13 protein-coding genes are annotated in these 14376 nt (G+C 59.2%); 6 read left to right on the top strand and 7 right to left on the bottom strand.

Features of this window, described 5'->3' with window-relative positions; all coding sequences use genetic code 11:
* Positions 1 to 6: 6 nt before the first annotated feature.
* The 5 genes from F451_RS0109865 to F451_RS0109885 all read right to left on the bottom strand — a co-directional run bounded on the left by F451_RS0109865 (position 7) and on the right by F451_RS0109885 (position 5964).
* Positions 7 to 954 (bottom strand): ABC transporter substrate-binding protein, encoded by a 948-nt coding sequence (locus F451_RS0109865; RefSeq protein ID WP_020681207.1) that lies wholly within the window; start codon positions 952 to 954, stop codon positions 7 to 9.
* A gap of 102 nt (positions 955 to 1056) precedes the next feature.
* Positions 1057 to 2082: an ABC transporter permease gene (locus F451_RS0109870; RefSeq protein ID WP_020681208.1), complete on the bottom strand. Its 1026-nt coding sequence runs from the start codon at positions 2080 to 2082 to the stop codon at positions 1057 to 1059.
* Positions 2082 to 3605 carry a sugar ABC transporter ATP-binding protein gene (locus F451_RS0109875; RefSeq protein ID WP_040879621.1) on the bottom strand — a complete coding sequence of 508 codons (1524 nt, stop codon included), beginning with the start codon at positions 3603 to 3605 and terminating at the stop codon, positions 2082 to 2084. The genes F451_RS0109870 and F451_RS0109875 overlap by 1 nt, the downstream gene beginning before the upstream one ends.
* 54 nt (positions 3606 to 3659) lie before the next feature.
* Positions 3660 to 4409 (bottom strand): SDR family oxidoreductase, encoded by a 750-nt coding sequence (locus tag F451_RS0109880; protein ID WP_020681210.1) that lies wholly within the window; start codon positions 4407 to 4409, stop codon positions 3660 to 3662.
* A 31-nt stretch (positions 4410 to 4440) separates the two neighbouring features.
* The gene (locus tag F451_RS0109885; RefSeq protein WP_020681211.1) at positions 4441 to 5964 is read right to left on the bottom strand and encodes a UxaA family hydrolase; all 1524 of its coding nucleotides are present in this window, start codon (positions 5962 to 5964) and stop codon (positions 4441 to 4443) included.
* Between the two features lie 109 nt (positions 5965 to 6073).
* On the opposite strand from F451_RS0109885, the gene F451_RS0109890 reads away from it, so the two are divergent.
* The 4 genes from F451_RS0109890 (at position 6074) to F451_RS25250 (ending at position 8851) form a co-directional block, all read left to right on the top strand.
* Positions 6074 to 6769: a GntR family transcriptional regulator gene (locus F451_RS0109890; RefSeq protein WP_020681212.1), complete on the top strand. Its 696-nt coding sequence runs from the start codon at positions 6074 to 6076 to the stop codon at positions 6767 to 6769.
* Positions 6770 to 6891: 122 nt separating this feature from the next.
* Positions 6892 to 7320 (top strand): L-fucose mutarotase, encoded by a 429-nt coding sequence (gene fucU, locus F451_RS0109895; RefSeq protein WP_020681213.1) that lies wholly within the window; start codon positions 6892 to 6894, stop codon positions 7318 to 7320.
* On the top strand, positions 7317 to 8147 hold the full coding sequence (locus F451_RS0109900) for an amidohydrolase family protein (protein ID WP_020681214.1): 831 nt from the start codon (positions 7317 to 7319) through the stop codon (positions 8145 to 8147). The genes fucU and F451_RS0109900 overlap by 4 nt, the downstream gene beginning before the upstream one ends.
* A 53-nt stretch (positions 8148 to 8200) precedes the next feature.
* Entirely contained in the window at positions 8201 to 8851 is a 651-nt protein-coding gene (locus F451_RS25250; RefSeq protein WP_020681215.1) for an adenylate/guanylate cyclase domain-containing protein, read from the top strand.
* Positions 8852 to 8965: 114 nt separating this feature from the next.
* Here F451_RS25250 and F451_RS0109910 read toward each other — a convergent pair whose 3' ends face one another.
* Together F451_RS0109910 and F451_RS0109915 are read right to left on the bottom strand one after the other, a co-directional pair.
* Positions 8966 to 9715 carry a sulfite exporter TauE/SafE family protein gene (locus F451_RS0109910; protein WP_020681216.1) on the bottom strand — a complete coding sequence of 250 codons (750 nt, stop codon included), beginning with the start codon at positions 9713 to 9715 and terminating at the stop codon, positions 8966 to 8968.
* Positions 9716 to 9810: 95 nt separating this feature from the next.
* Complete coding sequence (locus F451_RS0109915) at positions 9811 to 11178, bottom strand: NAD-dependent succinate-semialdehyde dehydrogenase (protein WP_020681217.1); 1368 nt, start codon at positions 11176 to 11178, stop codon at positions 9811 to 9813.
* Between the two features lie 277 nt (positions 11179 to 11455).
* Here F451_RS0109915 and F451_RS0109920 point away from each other — a divergent pair, with 277 nt between their 5' ends.
* Entirely contained in the window at positions 11456 to 12436 is a 981-nt protein-coding gene (locus F451_RS0109920; protein ID WP_020681218.1) for an AAA family ATPase, read from the top strand.
* Between the two features lie 7 nt (positions 12437 to 12443).
* Entirely contained in the window at positions 12444 to 14258 is a 1815-nt protein-coding gene (locus F451_RS0109925) for a cobaltochelatase CobT-related protein (protein WP_020681219.1), read from the top strand.
* Positions 14259 to 14376 lie beyond the last annotated feature (118 nt).

Here is a 14376-nt window from a genome sequence, read left to right on the forward strand (position 1 = left end):
AGACGATTAGTCGTAAAGCACAGCGGCGATCTTGGCTTCGTCAATATTGGACGCATCGTAATAGTAAAAGCCGGTATCGATGACCTCTGGCAGTGCTTCACCACGATAGGCACTCAGGGCAGCCTTGACGGTTTCATAGCCAATGCCAACGGGATTCTGCGTGATAGCGCCGGCCATCACCCCTTCGCGAATCGCGTTGGTCTGAGCCTTGCCGGAATCGTAACCAATAATGACCAGATCGGTCGCGCTCATCTCGCGTACGGCATTCACAATACCGATGGCTGAGCCTTCGTTGGTACCAAACATACCTGCAAGCCCGGGGTTCGCAGTCAGAATAGCCTTGGCGACTTCGGTCGACTGCAGCTGATCACCCTGACCGTACTGCACCGATACCACCTCAATATCCGGGTAGGCCTCAGCCATGCGGTTGAGGAAACCGTCGCGACGATCGATGCCTGTTCGGCTGGTCTGATCATGTGCGACCACCGCCACTTTCCCTTTACCACCAATAAATTCAGCCATCTTGTCGGCGGCCAGCGCCGCCGCCGCGACATTGTCAGTCGTGGCCGTGGTTACCGGTATGTCACTCTCCACACCGCTATCAAAGGCCACCACCGGAATACCCGCCTCGGCAGCCTTGCGCAGCAGCGGAATGGCGGCCTGGCTGTCGAGTGCGGCAAAGCCAACGGCATCTGGCTTGTTGGCAAGCGTAGCTGCCAGCATGTCGATCTGACGATCCACCATCGTTTCACTGTCAGGACCTTCAAAGGTGACCCGCACACCAAACTCTGCGGCGGCCTGATCAGCACCTGATTTCACAGCCTGCCAGAATTGATGCTGAAATCCTTTTGAAATCAGCGGAATATAAATCTCCTCCTGAGCCATAGCGACAGGGGCGGTAACGCTCAGAGTGATGGCACCGATAACGCCAAGTAGCGTGCGACGTGTCAACATGTTGATTTCCTCAGTTTCTGTTTTTTTTGGGGTCGAGGTTGTGCGGGAACTTTGGATCGTCCCCTCACTGGGTTAAAAACTGTAGCGGTTGGAAATTCGATATCAGGCTTTCTTGCGACGCATCATGTCGGCATAAACGGCCAAGATGATAATTGCTCCGGTCACCACGGTTTGCCATTCCTGGGCGACAGAGAGAACACGCAAACCATTGGTCAGCACAGCCATGATCAAGGCCCCGATGAGCGTACCGAGGATAGTGCCCCGTCCACCGGACAGCGAGGTACCGCCGATAACAACAGCAGCGATGGCCTCAAGCTCGTACCCCAAGCCCAGGGCCGGCTGTGCAGAATTGAGGCGCGATGCAATCAGCAGTCCGCCGATGCCACAAATACCGCCGGCCAGGGCATAGATCGCCATTTTCCAGCCGTCCGTATTGACACCAGACAGGCGTACTGCCTCTTCGTTGGAGCCCAGTGCAAAGGCATAGCGTCCAAGCACCGTGCGACCAAGGATATAACTGGCAGCCGCGGCGACCAGAAAGAGAATCAGTACACCGTTGGGGATGGGCAGCGCCGGAATGATTTCACCAATCAGGGAGCCACGGGAAATCAGATCAAAACCGGGGGTGTCATTGAAGTAAATCGGACGGGTGCCCGAAATCACCAGCGACAGCCCCTTGAGTATCAGCATCATGCCCAGGGTGGCGATGAAGGGTGGGATCTTCATCTTGGCCACGAAGGTGCCGGAACAAAGACCACAGAGTGCACCGGTCGCAATGGCTGCCGCGACGCCCAGAGGAAGCGGCATACCCGCGTAGGTCAATACAACACCGGCCATAACTGCCGTGAACGTCATCAGGGTGCCAACGGACAGATCTATGCCGCCGGTAATGATCACCAGGGTCGCGGCAATTGCCAGCACACCATTGACCGACGTCGCCTGCAGGATGGCGATCATATTGGAGGTCTGCATAAAGTTTGGCGAGACCAGGGAGAAACCGATCAGCAACACGATAAGGCTGGCAAAGGCCAGCAGCCGCTGATGGGTTCCCATTTCAATCAGCCGGGACAGCGGGCTTTTGGGTTTTCCGGGGGTCGAGGGAGCTAAAGTCGGGATTACAGCACTCATTATTTTTCTCCTGCCAGCGATACGCCAGCATCACGCTGTGTGGCCAGTTGCATGATGTCTTCCTGCGTTGTACCTGCACCACCTGGCAGAATGCCGGTCAGGCGCCCTTCACACATAACGCCAATGCGGTGGCTGAGGCGCATAACCTCGGGCAGCTCGGACGAAATCACGATGATCGCACGCCCCTGGCCCGCCAGTTCCTCAAGTAGCTTGTAGATTTCGGACTTGGCGCCTATATCGATACCACGGGTGGGTTCGTCAAAAATCAGAATATCGCAGTCTCGCAGCAGCCATTTGGCGATAACCACCTTTTGCTGATTACCACCGGAAAGAAAACGTACCTCCTGCCGGTCAGACGGCGTCCGAATACCGAGCTGGCTGATATAGCCGACCGCGACATCCTTCATCACCTTTTCATCCAGCACGCCCGCCCCGTTAGTAAAGGTATCCAGACTTGCAAGGGAAATATTGGCTCGCACATCCATGCCCGTCGCCAGGCCAAAGTGCTTGCGGTCCTCCGACAGATATCCGATTCCGGCAGCGACAGCATCGTTGGGAGACTTGATACTGCGCACTTTGCCGTGAACCCTGATCTCGCCGCTCTCGAGCGGGTCGGCACCAAAGATCGCCCGGGCCACTTCGGTGCGCCCGGCCCCCATGAGGCCGGCAAAACCGAGTATTTCTCCCTTGCGTACCGAGAAACTGACATCGCGAATCTCTGTGCCCCGATTTAGCTGCCTGACGTCAAGTGCCACCTCGTTGCCAGAAGTATCCGGCACCTGCAGCGGGCTTTCCCGCACCTCACGCCCCACCATCATCGAGATAATACGGCTCAGAGGTGTCTCACTCGCCTGAACAGTATCGACGTACTCGCCGTCGCGCATAACTGTGACACGGTCGGCAATCCGCTTTATCTCGTCCATCTTGTGGCTGATATAGATGATGCCTACGCCCTCAGCCTTGAGCTGGCGAATGATGCCAAAGAGCTCTGCGATCTCAGCATCATTCAGTGCCGCCGTCGGCTCATCCATGATCAGCACACGAGAGCGAAATGACAGCGCTTTGGCGATCTCGATCATCTGCTGTTTTGCAATGGTGAGAGTCCCGACGATGGCCTTTGGATCGAGCTTCAGGTTCATCGTGGCGAAAATCTCCGCCGTCTGCTGGTTCAGGGCGCGCTCATCCAAACGCCCGAAAAGGCCCCGGGGCTCACGCCCGATAAACACATTCTGCGCAACCGTCAGATCATTCATCAGGCTGAGTTCCTGATGGATAATTCCGATACCCAGATCCTGTGCCTCACGCGGCCCAGCCGGTTCTGCCAGTTCACCCCTGATCCAGACCTCACCACCATCACGCTTGTAGATGCCTGACAGGACCTTCATCAGGGTCGACTTGCCGGCACCGTTTTCCCCCATCAGCGCGTGGACTTCACCCACGGCCAGATCAAACTGCACACTCTTCAGCGAATGCACCCCAGGAAACCACTTTTCTATCCCATGCATTTTGACGAGTAATGTCATTGAGCAACCCTCCGAAACCCATTTTTAATAATTATTAGATGGTGAGGTTTGTCGTCAGATGGTGACGCCGCCGTCGACCAGCATCGCCTGGCCAGTAACAAACTGGCTATCATCTGAAAGCAGATAGGTGACCATAGGTGCAATATCGGTGACTTTTGCCAAACGTCCCATGGGCTGGCGGGCGATAAAATCTTTCTCCGCCTGCACAGGATCAGCCGCATCCGCAATGCGTCCGCGCAGGGATGGCGTATCGACGGTTCCAGGGCAGAGCGCATTGCAACGCAGGCCCTGCTTCACATAATCAGCGGCAATTGCCTTTGTCAGCCCAATCACCGCAGCCTTGGTCGTGCCATAGGCGGTACGCGCAGTAAAGCCCTTGATGGAGGATGCCATCGACGCCATATTCAGAACCGAAACGCTCCCGGTTTCCTGTGCGCGCTGCAGCATGCCAGGCAGAAAAGCGCGGCACATGCGGATCATGGAAGTGACGTTCAGATTAACACTGAAGGCCCAGTCCTCATCTGACAACTCGAGTATGGTGCCGTGATGCACAAAACCTGCGCAATTGAAGAGCCCATCCAACCTTGGCAATTCGGCGGCGAGTGCGTTGACGGCCTCAACATCGGTTACATCCAGAAAACGGGTCTCGATAAAGTCCGACTCGCGCTTCAAATTCTCGAGTGCGTCCATATTGATATCGGTGGCAATGACCCGCGCCCCCTGGGCGACGCAGGCCAGTACACTGGCTCGACCAATGCCTTGTCCGGCAGCAGTGATTAGAATTGTTTTGCCTTCAAGCCGCATGCTTTATCCTCCTGATTTAGTTTTTTTCAGATCACATGACCGCGCCGATTTGCCAGGGCACAAACTCTGCCCCGCCAAATCCCAGCGCTTCACTTTTTGTCTGCTCACCAGAGGCGACACGAATAATGAGTTCGAACAGCTCATGTCCCTTGTCTTTAATACTCACGCCACTGGAGACGATATCCCCGCAATTCAAATCCATGTCACCAGACATGCGCTGATACATCTGTGTATTGGTCGCGAGTTTGATGCAGGGGGTTGGCTTGTAGCCGGAGACAGAACCACGCCCCGTCGTAAAGACGATAAGATTTGCCCCGGAGGCGACCTGGCCGGTTACCGAACAGGGGTCGTAACCCGGGCTGTCCATGAAGACAAAACCCTTGCTGTCGATCTGCTCAGCGAAGAGGTAAACATCACTCAGAGGGGCTGTACCGCTCTTTGCGACCGCGCCGAGTGACTTTTCAAGGATGGTCGTCAACCCGCCGCGCTTGTTGCCAGGGCTCGGGTTGTTGTCCATCTCTCCGCCGTTACGCGCGCAGTAATCTTCCCACCAGCGCACGCGTGCAATCAGCTTTTCTCCCACATTTTGGGACACCGCGCGACGGGTCAGTAAATGCTCAGCCCCATAGATTTCGGATGTTTCAGACAGAATCGTGGTACCACCGTGGCGTACCAGCAGGTCTGAGGCATAGCCCAGTGCAGGGTTTGCTGTAATGCCTGAATAGCCGTCTGAGCCGCCACATTGCATTCCTACGGTAATAGCCGAAATCGGGGCTGCGCTGCGCTGCGCACGGTTGGCGATGACAGCAATAGCGCGCAGTTCCTCAAGCCCTTTTTCGATGGTTTTGCGCGTACCGCCCTCGGCCTGAATAGTCATATAGTGCAGGGCACCATCTGCCCGAATCGAACGCCCACCCACCAAGGCATCGACCTGCATCACCTCGCAGCCCAGGCCCACCAGCAGAATGCCGCCGAAATTGGGGTGTCGCGCATAACCTGAGAGAGTGCGAAACAGGGTGTCATAACCTTCATCCTTGCCAGACATGCCGCAGCCCGAGCTGTGAACGATAGGCACTACGCCGTCGATATTGGGAAACTCATCTAGCAGACCGGACTTCTCCGCCGCCTCGGCGATGAAGCGGGCAACCGAACCCGCGCAGTTAACAGAGGTTAAGATTCCGATGTAGTTGCGAGTACCTGTCTTGCCGTCCGCCCGGGTGTACCCCTTGAAGGTTCTTTCATCGTCCGCAGCGGGAAGGGGTACGCTTTGGCTCGCGAAAGCATAGTCCTGCAAGTGTTGCCCCATTCCCAGGTTATGCGTATGCACATGTACGCCAGCTTCAATATCAGCTGTGGCCTGGCCAATGATCTGGCCATACCGAATCAGATCTTGCCCAGCCTTGATAGGACAGACAGCAATCTTGTGGCCACGCGGCACCGCTTGCTGAAGGCAGGCACTGGTGCCTTCCAGTTTGTGCCCAGCAGAGAGATCGCATAGAGCCACCACAACGTTGTCGTTTGGATGCAGACGAATGGTTTGTGTTGCCTTGCTCACGCTGAGCCCCCTTGTTCCGAAATTCACATTTCATGTGCCATGTTGTATCCTCAAACTAGCACTCGATGATACCATCGTCAACTAACATGTTAGTATTCAGGTAATGAATATGAATGCAGCCACACTCACCGACATAGAAGACCTGAGCGGTTCTCTCGCCCAGCGGGTCTACCAGTCTTTGCGAGAAGCCATCCTCTCAATGGACTACCCGCCCGGTACGATTCTGAGAAAAGGCGCCATTTGCGAACAGCTCGGCGTTTCGCGCTCACCCGTATCCGAGGCAATAGCCCGCCTGTCAGCAGAGGGACTGGTGGATGTCATCCCCCAGTCGGCCACGAAGGTGTCTTGCTTCTCGATGGCAGAAATTCGCGAAGCCAGCTTTCTTCGCGAGGCGCTGGAACTGGCGGCTGTTGCAAGAGTTGCCGAGCAGCGCAGCGACGAGCAGCTGACGCAATTAACGAGGAACCTGCGATTGCAGGAGCTATTAGTGGAAGACAGGGATTTTGCAGGCTTCTACAAGACCGACGAGGAGTTTCACGCATTGCTGATGGAGTTCACCGGTTTCCCTGGGGTCTCCTCGGTTGCATCCACAGTATCCCTGCAACTGAAACGTGCCCGCATGCTGCTGCTACCCGAAGAAGGCCGCCCGGCAGCAGCCGTCAGGGAGCACAAGGCCGTCGTAGACGCCATCCGCATGCGTGATCCTGTCGCCGCACAGTCTGCAATGAAACTGCATCTGGGGCGACTCATCACACAGATCGAACCGCTAGAAAGCCAGCATCCAACCTTCTTTCGCTCCCACTGATGCGCAGCACAGTCGCTGCCCAGCCACAGCCATGACACGCCAGAAAGCACTGGCTCGGAAAGTAGCTGATACAAATTTTCGCAATAAGCGCACTGCAGCGCTGCTGCCGATGGAGACTACCCATGCTGCGTAATATCCCTCCAGTGTTGTCGCCTGACCTCCTGCACGCATTGCGTGCGATGGGTCATGGCGACGAAATCGTCATTGCTGATGCCAATTTCCCGGCAGAAAGCGCCAGCCCCAAATGCATCAGACTGGATGGGGTTCTGGCGACCGAGATGCTGCGGGCAATCCTTGAAGTCATGCCGCTGGACACCTTCGAGCCCCCGGTATTAACCATGCAGGTTGTAGGCAACGCCGAAACGATTCCGGAGATTGTGACAGACTTCCAGTCCATCATTAATGCAACGGCCGATCACCCGGCGCAGATTGGCAGCCTGGAGCGCTTTGCTTTTTACGAACGTGCAGAGTCCGCCTTCGCGATCATTCAGACCGGCGAGCGACGACTGTATGGCAATATCATCCTGAAAAAAGGGGTGGTAGAGGCATGAAGATCGATGCTCATCAGCATTTCTGGAAGATCGACAGAGCGGATTACGGTTGGCTGACACCCGAGCAAAGCATGCTGTATCGCGATTTTCTGCCTGATGACCTGAGCCCCCAGCTGGAGTCAGCAGGGGTAGACGGTACTGTGCTGGTGCAGGCCGCACCGACAACTCAGGAAACCGCATTTCTACTGTCACTCGCCGAGCAACATGCTTTTGTCAGGGGCGTCGTCGGCTGGGTAAATTTTGCAAGCAGGACCGCAAGCGATGAGATCGAGCACCTCGCGTCTCACCCCGCCGTGGTGGGATTAAGGCCCATGATCCAGGATATCCCTGATCTCAACTGGATGCTGCAACCGGAACTCAAGCCTGCATTTGACGCATTGATCGCCAGTGACCTGACACTGGACGCGCTCATCCTCCCCAGACACCTCGGCAACCTGCAGCGACTTCTGGATCTCTACCCTACTATGCGCGTCGTCATCAACCACGGAGCAAAACCCCAGATACGCCAGGGAGCTTTTGCTGAATGGGCCAGTGATATGGCGACCCTTGCGCAAGAGACCAGCGCGTTCTGCAAGCTCTCAGGTTTGGTGACCGAAGCGGCAGAAAACTGGACTATTGAGGATCTGGCACCCTACGTCGAACACCTGCTGGACACCTTCGGTCCCAGGCGCCTGATTTGGGGCAGTGACTGGCCCGTGTGCCAGCTTGGGGGCGGATATCAGCGGTGGCTGTCGGCGACCGATACGTTGCTGGGCGGCTTCAGTGAAGCTGATCGGGCAGCGATTTTCGGACTCAATGCTGTCGCTGCGTACCGCATCCCGGACTGATCTTTGCCCGCTGGCCTTTCACCCCCGGATATCTGCGGCAGGCCGCCCGGCAGGTGACGCCGGCCCAGCACCATACACAAAATTGCCGCCTGAAGAGTGAGGACGAACAGGCGACGGTGGATACCCTCAAGCAGTCCCAGCAGGCCATTGGCCGCGTGATCGACCGTCACCAGGGCCGCATCGTCGATGCCCCCGGCGACAACTTCCTGGCGGAGTTTCCCAGCACGGTGGAAGCCGTTAACGGAGCCGTCGAGATCCAAAAGGTGCTGGAAGGCCGCAACCTGGAGCTGCAGGCGGAACGGCGCATGGCATTTCGCATCGGCGTCAACCTTGGCGATGCGGTCGAGGACGACAGCGGCATTATTTTCGGTGACGGCGTCAATATCGCTGCTCGCATGGAAGCCCTCGCGGAACCCGGCGGGATCTGCATTTCCAGCCCTGTCTACGATGCCGTCGAGGGCAAGGTCCACTTCGGTTACGACTTTCTCGGCGATAAGCATGTCAAGAATATCGCCAAGCCGTTCAACGTTTACCGGGTACGTGCCAGCGACCTGGTGGCACCGGTGCACAAGGGCGTCAGATCCGCTGGATGGCAGTTCGCGGTCGCCACGCTGACTATTGGCTTGGCCGCCTCGGCGATAAACCGGACAAGGCGAAGGTGGTCGCGGCCATGCAGGGACACATCCTGGCAGAGGCCCAGCTGATGGGCACTTACAAAAAGGAAGCTGAACGACTCGTGGCGCTAATGTGCCCCGTGGTATGGCAGGATCAGCGTCGTTCTTCCAGCCACAAGCCGTTGCCGGGCCGAAGACACCGCGCTACATGAAACCCCGGATGCTCAGTCCCAGGCCGGAAAACAGCAGCAGCCCGAATGCCAGGCGGCGCAGCGCCGTGTTCGACAGCGGCGGCGGAAAATGGCGCGCCGCAATCGCGGCAAGCATCACGGTGGGGGCCCCAAGCACGAAGAGCCCGATCAGCGAAGGATCCAGCGGCTCGACCCAGAGCACGGCGCTTAGGCGCAGCACTGCGGTGACACTGAAAAGGCACAACAGCGTCGCCCGGATCGCCGCCATGGAATCGGGCTGGCGGTACATAATGAAGGTCACCGGTGGCCCGAAAGTGGCAAAGAGCCCGCCCATCAGCCCGGCCAGCACGCCGCTGACGGCAAAGGCGCCACCCGGCGAAGGCTGCTCCAGCTGTTTGACGCGGTACATCATCATCAGGCTGCTGCCGATCAGGCACAGTCCCAGGGTACCCTGCAGCAGACCTCGCTGGTCATCGCTGCTGTGGTTCAGCAGCCAGAGGCCAACAAAGGTAGACGGAATGCAGGCGAGCAGAACCCAGGCGAGGGCCCGGCCGTTGATATGGCGCCAGAGCCCGCCCTTGAGGGTGGTGGCCGAATTGACCAGACTGAGGGCACTGACTAGCAGCGCCGTGGCGTCGATCGGCGCGAGGCCAAGCGCGGTCACGCTGGCCATCACGATCAATCCGAACGCGAAACCGGTGGTGGCCTGGATATAGCTGCCCAGCGCAAGGCAAAGCAGCAACAGCAGCTCAGCGCTGCTCAAGAGGGGTCTTCACTGTCAGTCGGCCACCCTTAATGATTTTCGATGGCGATAATGAGCGCAGAATGCCCGGCTGCGCGCTGCGGTTACGTGACGACTCATTCAGCCACCCACAACGACTTGATGTTACAGAATTCCCGAATGCCATAGCTGGCCAGTTCCCGTCCCAGGCCCGACGCCTTGGTGCCACCGAACGGCATGCGCAGGTCACTGACCACCGGCGCATTAACGAAGCAGGCGCCGGCCTCGATCTGCCGCGCCAGGGCCTCCCCTTTCTGGATATCGGCGGTCCAGACGCTGGCACCCAGACCAAAGCGTGTGGCATTGGCCAGGCGGATGGCGTCCGCCTCGTCGCGCGCCCGCACAATCGCCGCCACCGGGCCAAACAGCTCTTCGTCAAAGGCGGTGTTACCAGGCTTAATGCCATCGAGCACCGTGGGCTTGTAGAACCAGCCGTCGCCGTGCTGCGGCTCGCCACCCACCAGCACCTTTGCGCCGTCGCTGATCGCCGCCTGCACCTGGGCGTGCAGCTGCAGCTGTAAATCATCACGGGCCATCGGCGCCAGCGTGGTTGCGGCATCCAGCGGATCGCCGGTCTGCAGCTGGCCGACCCGCTCGACCAACCGTGCCGTAAAGGCTTCGGCGATACCCGGCAGCAGGATAAAGCGCTTGGCGGCCACGCAGATCTGGCCGGCATTGGAGAAGCGCAGTCGCATCGCCATGTCGACGGCACGATCGAGATCCGCATCATCGAGCACGATAAAAGGGTCGGAGCCGCCAAGCTCCAGCACCACCTTCTTCAGGTTCGCCCCTGCCAGGGTCGCGATCTTGCGCCCGGTCGCCTCGCTGCCGGTAAAGGCGACGCCACGCACGCGCTCGTCGGCGATAACCATCGCGGTCTGCTCGACCGAGATCAGCAGGGTGCTGAACAGGCCATCCGGCGCCCCGGCCCTGCGCAGAATGTCTTCGATCAGCAGCGCACAACGCGACACGTTCGGCGCGTGCTTGAGCAGCGCCGTGTTGCCCGCCATCAGCGTCGGCGCCAGGAAACGGAACACCTGCCAGAACGGGAAGTTCCAGGGCATGACCGCGAGGATGACACCCAGCGGCTCGAATACCACCCGCGTGTCACGCGCCTCGGTGGCGATCGGCTCGTCCTGCAGCATGGCGCCGGCGTGCTCTGCGTAGTAGTCGCAGCACAGCGCGCACTTGTCCACTTCGCCCAGGGCCTCGGACAGCAGCTTGCCCATTTCCAGCGACAGGCTGCGCGCCAGCGTCTCGCGCTGATCGCGCAGCACGCCGGCGACGTTCTTCAGCAGCGCGGCGCGCTCATCAAGCATACTGTGGCGCCAGTCGCGGCTGATGGCCCGGGCCCGGACCAGGCGGTCCTCGAGCTGGCTGTCCGCCAGCAGGTCGAAGACTTCGAGCAGTTCACCGGTAGCCGGATTGCGCGATTCGAACATCATTCTATCGTCTCCTCTGATCAGGTTCTCGGGGGCGCCCGTGGTACAGCCGAACAACACGTCTGTCCCCAGCACAGAGCAGCCCGCGCTCGACTGTCAGCCCCTTGAATTGTAACTAATTATTCTAAAGACCATCCGCGGGGCCCACAAATGCCAACCGCCGGCGACCGGTAGGACCAGCACGGGCGGCTGGCCGTATCCGGGACCGCCAACTGGTTCCTCCCGAATACACGGCATTGCCTTAGACTGGCCGCAGACTTTCTGCACCGAGGCTCGCACCATGACCGAAATGACGCTCCCTTCCCAACCGGATACGACGGTTTGCGTCCGGGACTGCTTCGGCATCGATTCCGACCTGCGCGTGCCCGCCTTCACCGAACGCGACGACCATGTGCCGGAAATCGATCCAGCCTACAAGTTCAACGAAGACGTAACCCTCGCCATCCTGGCAGGTTTTACCCAGGACCGCCGCGTCATGATCCAGGGCCTGCACGGCACCGGCAAATCCACCCATATCGAGCAGGTAGCGGCGCGGCTGAACTGGCCCTGCGTACGGGTCAACCTGGATGGCCATATCAGCCGGCTCGACCTGGTAGGCAAGGACACCATCAGCCTGCGTGATGGCAAGCAGGTGACCGAATTTCAGGAAGGTATCGTGCCCTGGGCGCTGCGCCGCCCCGTAGCACTGATTTTCGACGAATTCGACGCCGGTCGGCCGGACGTCATGTTCGTAATCCAGCGCATTCTCGAGCGCGACGGCAAATTCACCCTGCTGGATCAGAACGAGGTGATCCATCCGCACCCCTATTTCCGCCTGTTCGCCACCGCCAATACCGTGGGCCTGGGCAATCTCAACGGTCTTTACCACGGCACCCAGGTGCTTAACCAGGCACAGATCGACCGCTGGAATATTGTCGCCACGCTCAACTACCTGCCCCGCGAAGACGAAATTGCCATCGTGCAGGCCCGGGTTCCGTCCTTTGCCACCGAGGCGGGACACAAGCAGGTGGCCGCCATGGTGGCCGTGGCCGAGCTCACGCGCAAAGGCTTTGCCAGCGGTGATGTATCGACCCTGATGTCGCCCCGCACCGTGATTTCCTGGGCTGAGAACAACGAGATTTTCCATGACCTTTCCCGCTCGTTCCGCCTGTCGTTCCTGAACAAGTGCGATGAAGCCGAACGGCCGATTGTCGCCGAATACTTCCAGCGCTGTTTTGACCAGGAACTGGCGGAGTCCTATCTTCTGCACGCAGCCAGCTGAGGTATTCATGACGCAAAGCGGCTTCAACAAACCACTCACCGCCTGGCACCCTGAGCAGCCGCCACAACTGGCGCCGCAGGTGCCGGAAGTGAGCAGCGACGCCCCACGGCTCGAGCGCAAGCAGCAGCAGATGGAAGAGCTGAGCGGTGCCGCCATGCGCGCCCAGAGCGGTATTCGCAATCTGCGTTTTCGTGGCCGCCGGCTGGAGGTCGACGGCCGTGCCTATCCGGTGCGCGTCCCCCACCTGCTGACGGATCCTGTGCGGGACGATTTTCGCTCCTTTCGCGGCGCCGCCGACGGTATCGCCCTGCGCTTGCAACACAATGATCGGCGCCTGCATGATCGCCTCAGACCCAGCGCCCCTATCGCCCGGCTGGTGTTTGAAATGCTCGAGCAGCTGCGCGTCGAATCCCTGGTGGCTGATCATCACCCGGGAGTACACAGCAATCTGAAACATCGCTTCAGCGCCTGGAGCGCCCAGTTCCATGCTTCGGGGCAAACCGAAAATCATATTGGTCTCATGCTCTATACCCTCGCCCAGATGACCTGGGCTTTGCTCAGCGGCAATCCGGCAAGCGAAGCAACCGAGATGCTGATAGAAGCCCCCCGGGTATCCCTCGGGCGGCAAATCGGCGCGCACTTCGGCCTTCTGCGCAAAACCCGTCACGACCAGCAGGCGTTTGCAGAACATGCCCTGGCCATCGCGGCGGTGATTCAGGATATGATTGACGCCCTGAACCAGGCAATGGCACTGAACGAAGAGCGTGACGCCTCCGAAATCAGCGAGAACAGTCACCAGAACTTCAGCCTGCTGCTCGAACTGGAAGGCGAAGACGGTGAGCCGGGAGGCCAGTCCGCGGCCACCGGCGGGCGCGAGCAGACAGAGAATGCTGCCGGGTACCGCATTTTCAGCACCCAGTACGACCGGGTTGTGCAAGCCGGAAGGCTGGTGCGGCCAGAATTGCTGACGAACCTGCGCGAGAAACTCGATACCCGCATCCGCGCTCAGGGGCTAAATATACCGCGCCTGGCCCGCAAGCTGGCCCGCATCCTGTCGGCGCCTGAGCGCGACGGCTGGGAATTCGGTCTGGAGGAAGGCCGGCTCGATGCCCGCCGCCTGTCCCGCCTGGTCACCACCCCGGGCTATCGACAGCTGTTTCGTCAGGAACGCGACCACCCCAAGAGTCATTGCCTGGTCACCTTTGTGATCGACAACTCCGGTTCCATGAAAGCCCACATCGAATCCATCGCCATGCTGGTCGATGTATTTTCCAGGGCGCTGGAGCAGGCCGGTGCCAATACCGAAGTGCTGGGCTACACCACCGGACACTGGAACGGCGGCCGGCCGATGAAGCAGTGGCTCGGGCGCGGCAAGCCCGCCAATCCCGGCCGCCTTAACGAACTGAATCATATCGTGTACAAGGCTGCAGACGTCCCCTGGCGGCGCGCGCGCGCCTCCATGGCCGCTCTGCTGAAACCGGACCTGTTCCGCGAAGGCGTCGATGGCGAGGCCCTGCTCTGGACACTCGCGCGCATGCAGGCTCGACGGGAGGACCGGCGCATTATTATTGTCATCTCCGATGGCTGCCCGATGGACAGCGCCACGCTGCACGCCAACAGTGACGACCTGCTGGATGTTCATTTGCGCCAGGTCGCAGGACAGATTGAGGCCCGTGGCGACATGGAACTGTATGCCCTGGGTGTCGGGCTGGATCTGAGCACCTACTATCGCCATCAGTTACAGCTGGACCTGGATCAGCGCCTCGACAATGCTGTGTTCGACGAGGTGCTGCAGCTCATTGCCCGACAGAATCCGCGCTGAGCGCTACAGTCTGATTCAGTCGCCAACAACGTGGCGTGATCGGCACAAGTGGCTGTGTACGCTCACGCGGATATCAATGGTCTGGCATTGCGGCTCGCACCGATAGGCTGGGGCCGCT

It is taken from the genome of Marinobacterium rhizophilum DSM 18822 (assembly GCF_000378045.1).
In the GTDB taxonomy this organism is placed as follows: domain Bacteria; phylum Pseudomonadota; class Gammaproteobacteria; order Pseudomonadales; family Balneatricaceae; genus Marinobacterium_A; species Marinobacterium_A rhizophilum.

Coding starts and splice junctions, on each gene's coding strand:
- F451_RS0109865 (WP_020681207.1), bottom strand. CDS start 954: ATGTTGACACGTCGCACGCTACTTGGCGTTATCGGTGCCATCACTCTG.
- F451_RS0109870 (WP_020681208.1), bottom strand. CDS start 2,082: ATGAGTGCTGTAATCCCGACTTTAGCTCCCTCGACCCCCGGAAAACCC.
- F451_RS0109875 (WP_040879621.1), bottom strand. CDS start 3,605: ATGACATTACTCGTCAAAATGCATGGGATAGAAAAGTGGTTTCCTGGG.
- F451_RS0109880 (WP_020681210.1), bottom strand. CDS start 4,409: ATGCGGCTTGAAGGCAAAACAATTCTAATCACTGCTGCCGGACAAGGC.
- F451_RS0109890 (WP_020681212.1), top strand. CDS start 6,074: ATGAATGCAGCCACACTCACCGACATAGAAGACCTGAGCGGTTCTCTC.
- fucU (WP_020681213.1), top strand. CDS start 6,892: ATGCTGCGTAATATCCCTCCAGTGTTGTCGCCTGACCTCCTGCACGCA.
- F451_RS0109900 (WP_020681214.1), top strand. CDS start 7,317: ATGAAGATCGATGCTCATCAGCATTTCTGGAAGATCGACAGAGCGGAT.
- F451_RS0109915 (WP_020681217.1), bottom strand. CDS start 11,178: ATGATGTTCGAATCGCGCAATCCGGCTACCGGTGAACTGCTCGAAGTC.
- F451_RS0109920 (WP_020681218.1), top strand. CDS start 11,456: ATGACCGAAATGACGCTCCCTTCCCAACCGGATACGACGGTTTGCGTC.
- F451_RS0109925 (WP_020681219.1), top strand. CDS start 12,444: ATGACGCAAAGCGGCTTCAACAAACCACTCACCGCCTGGCACCCTGAG.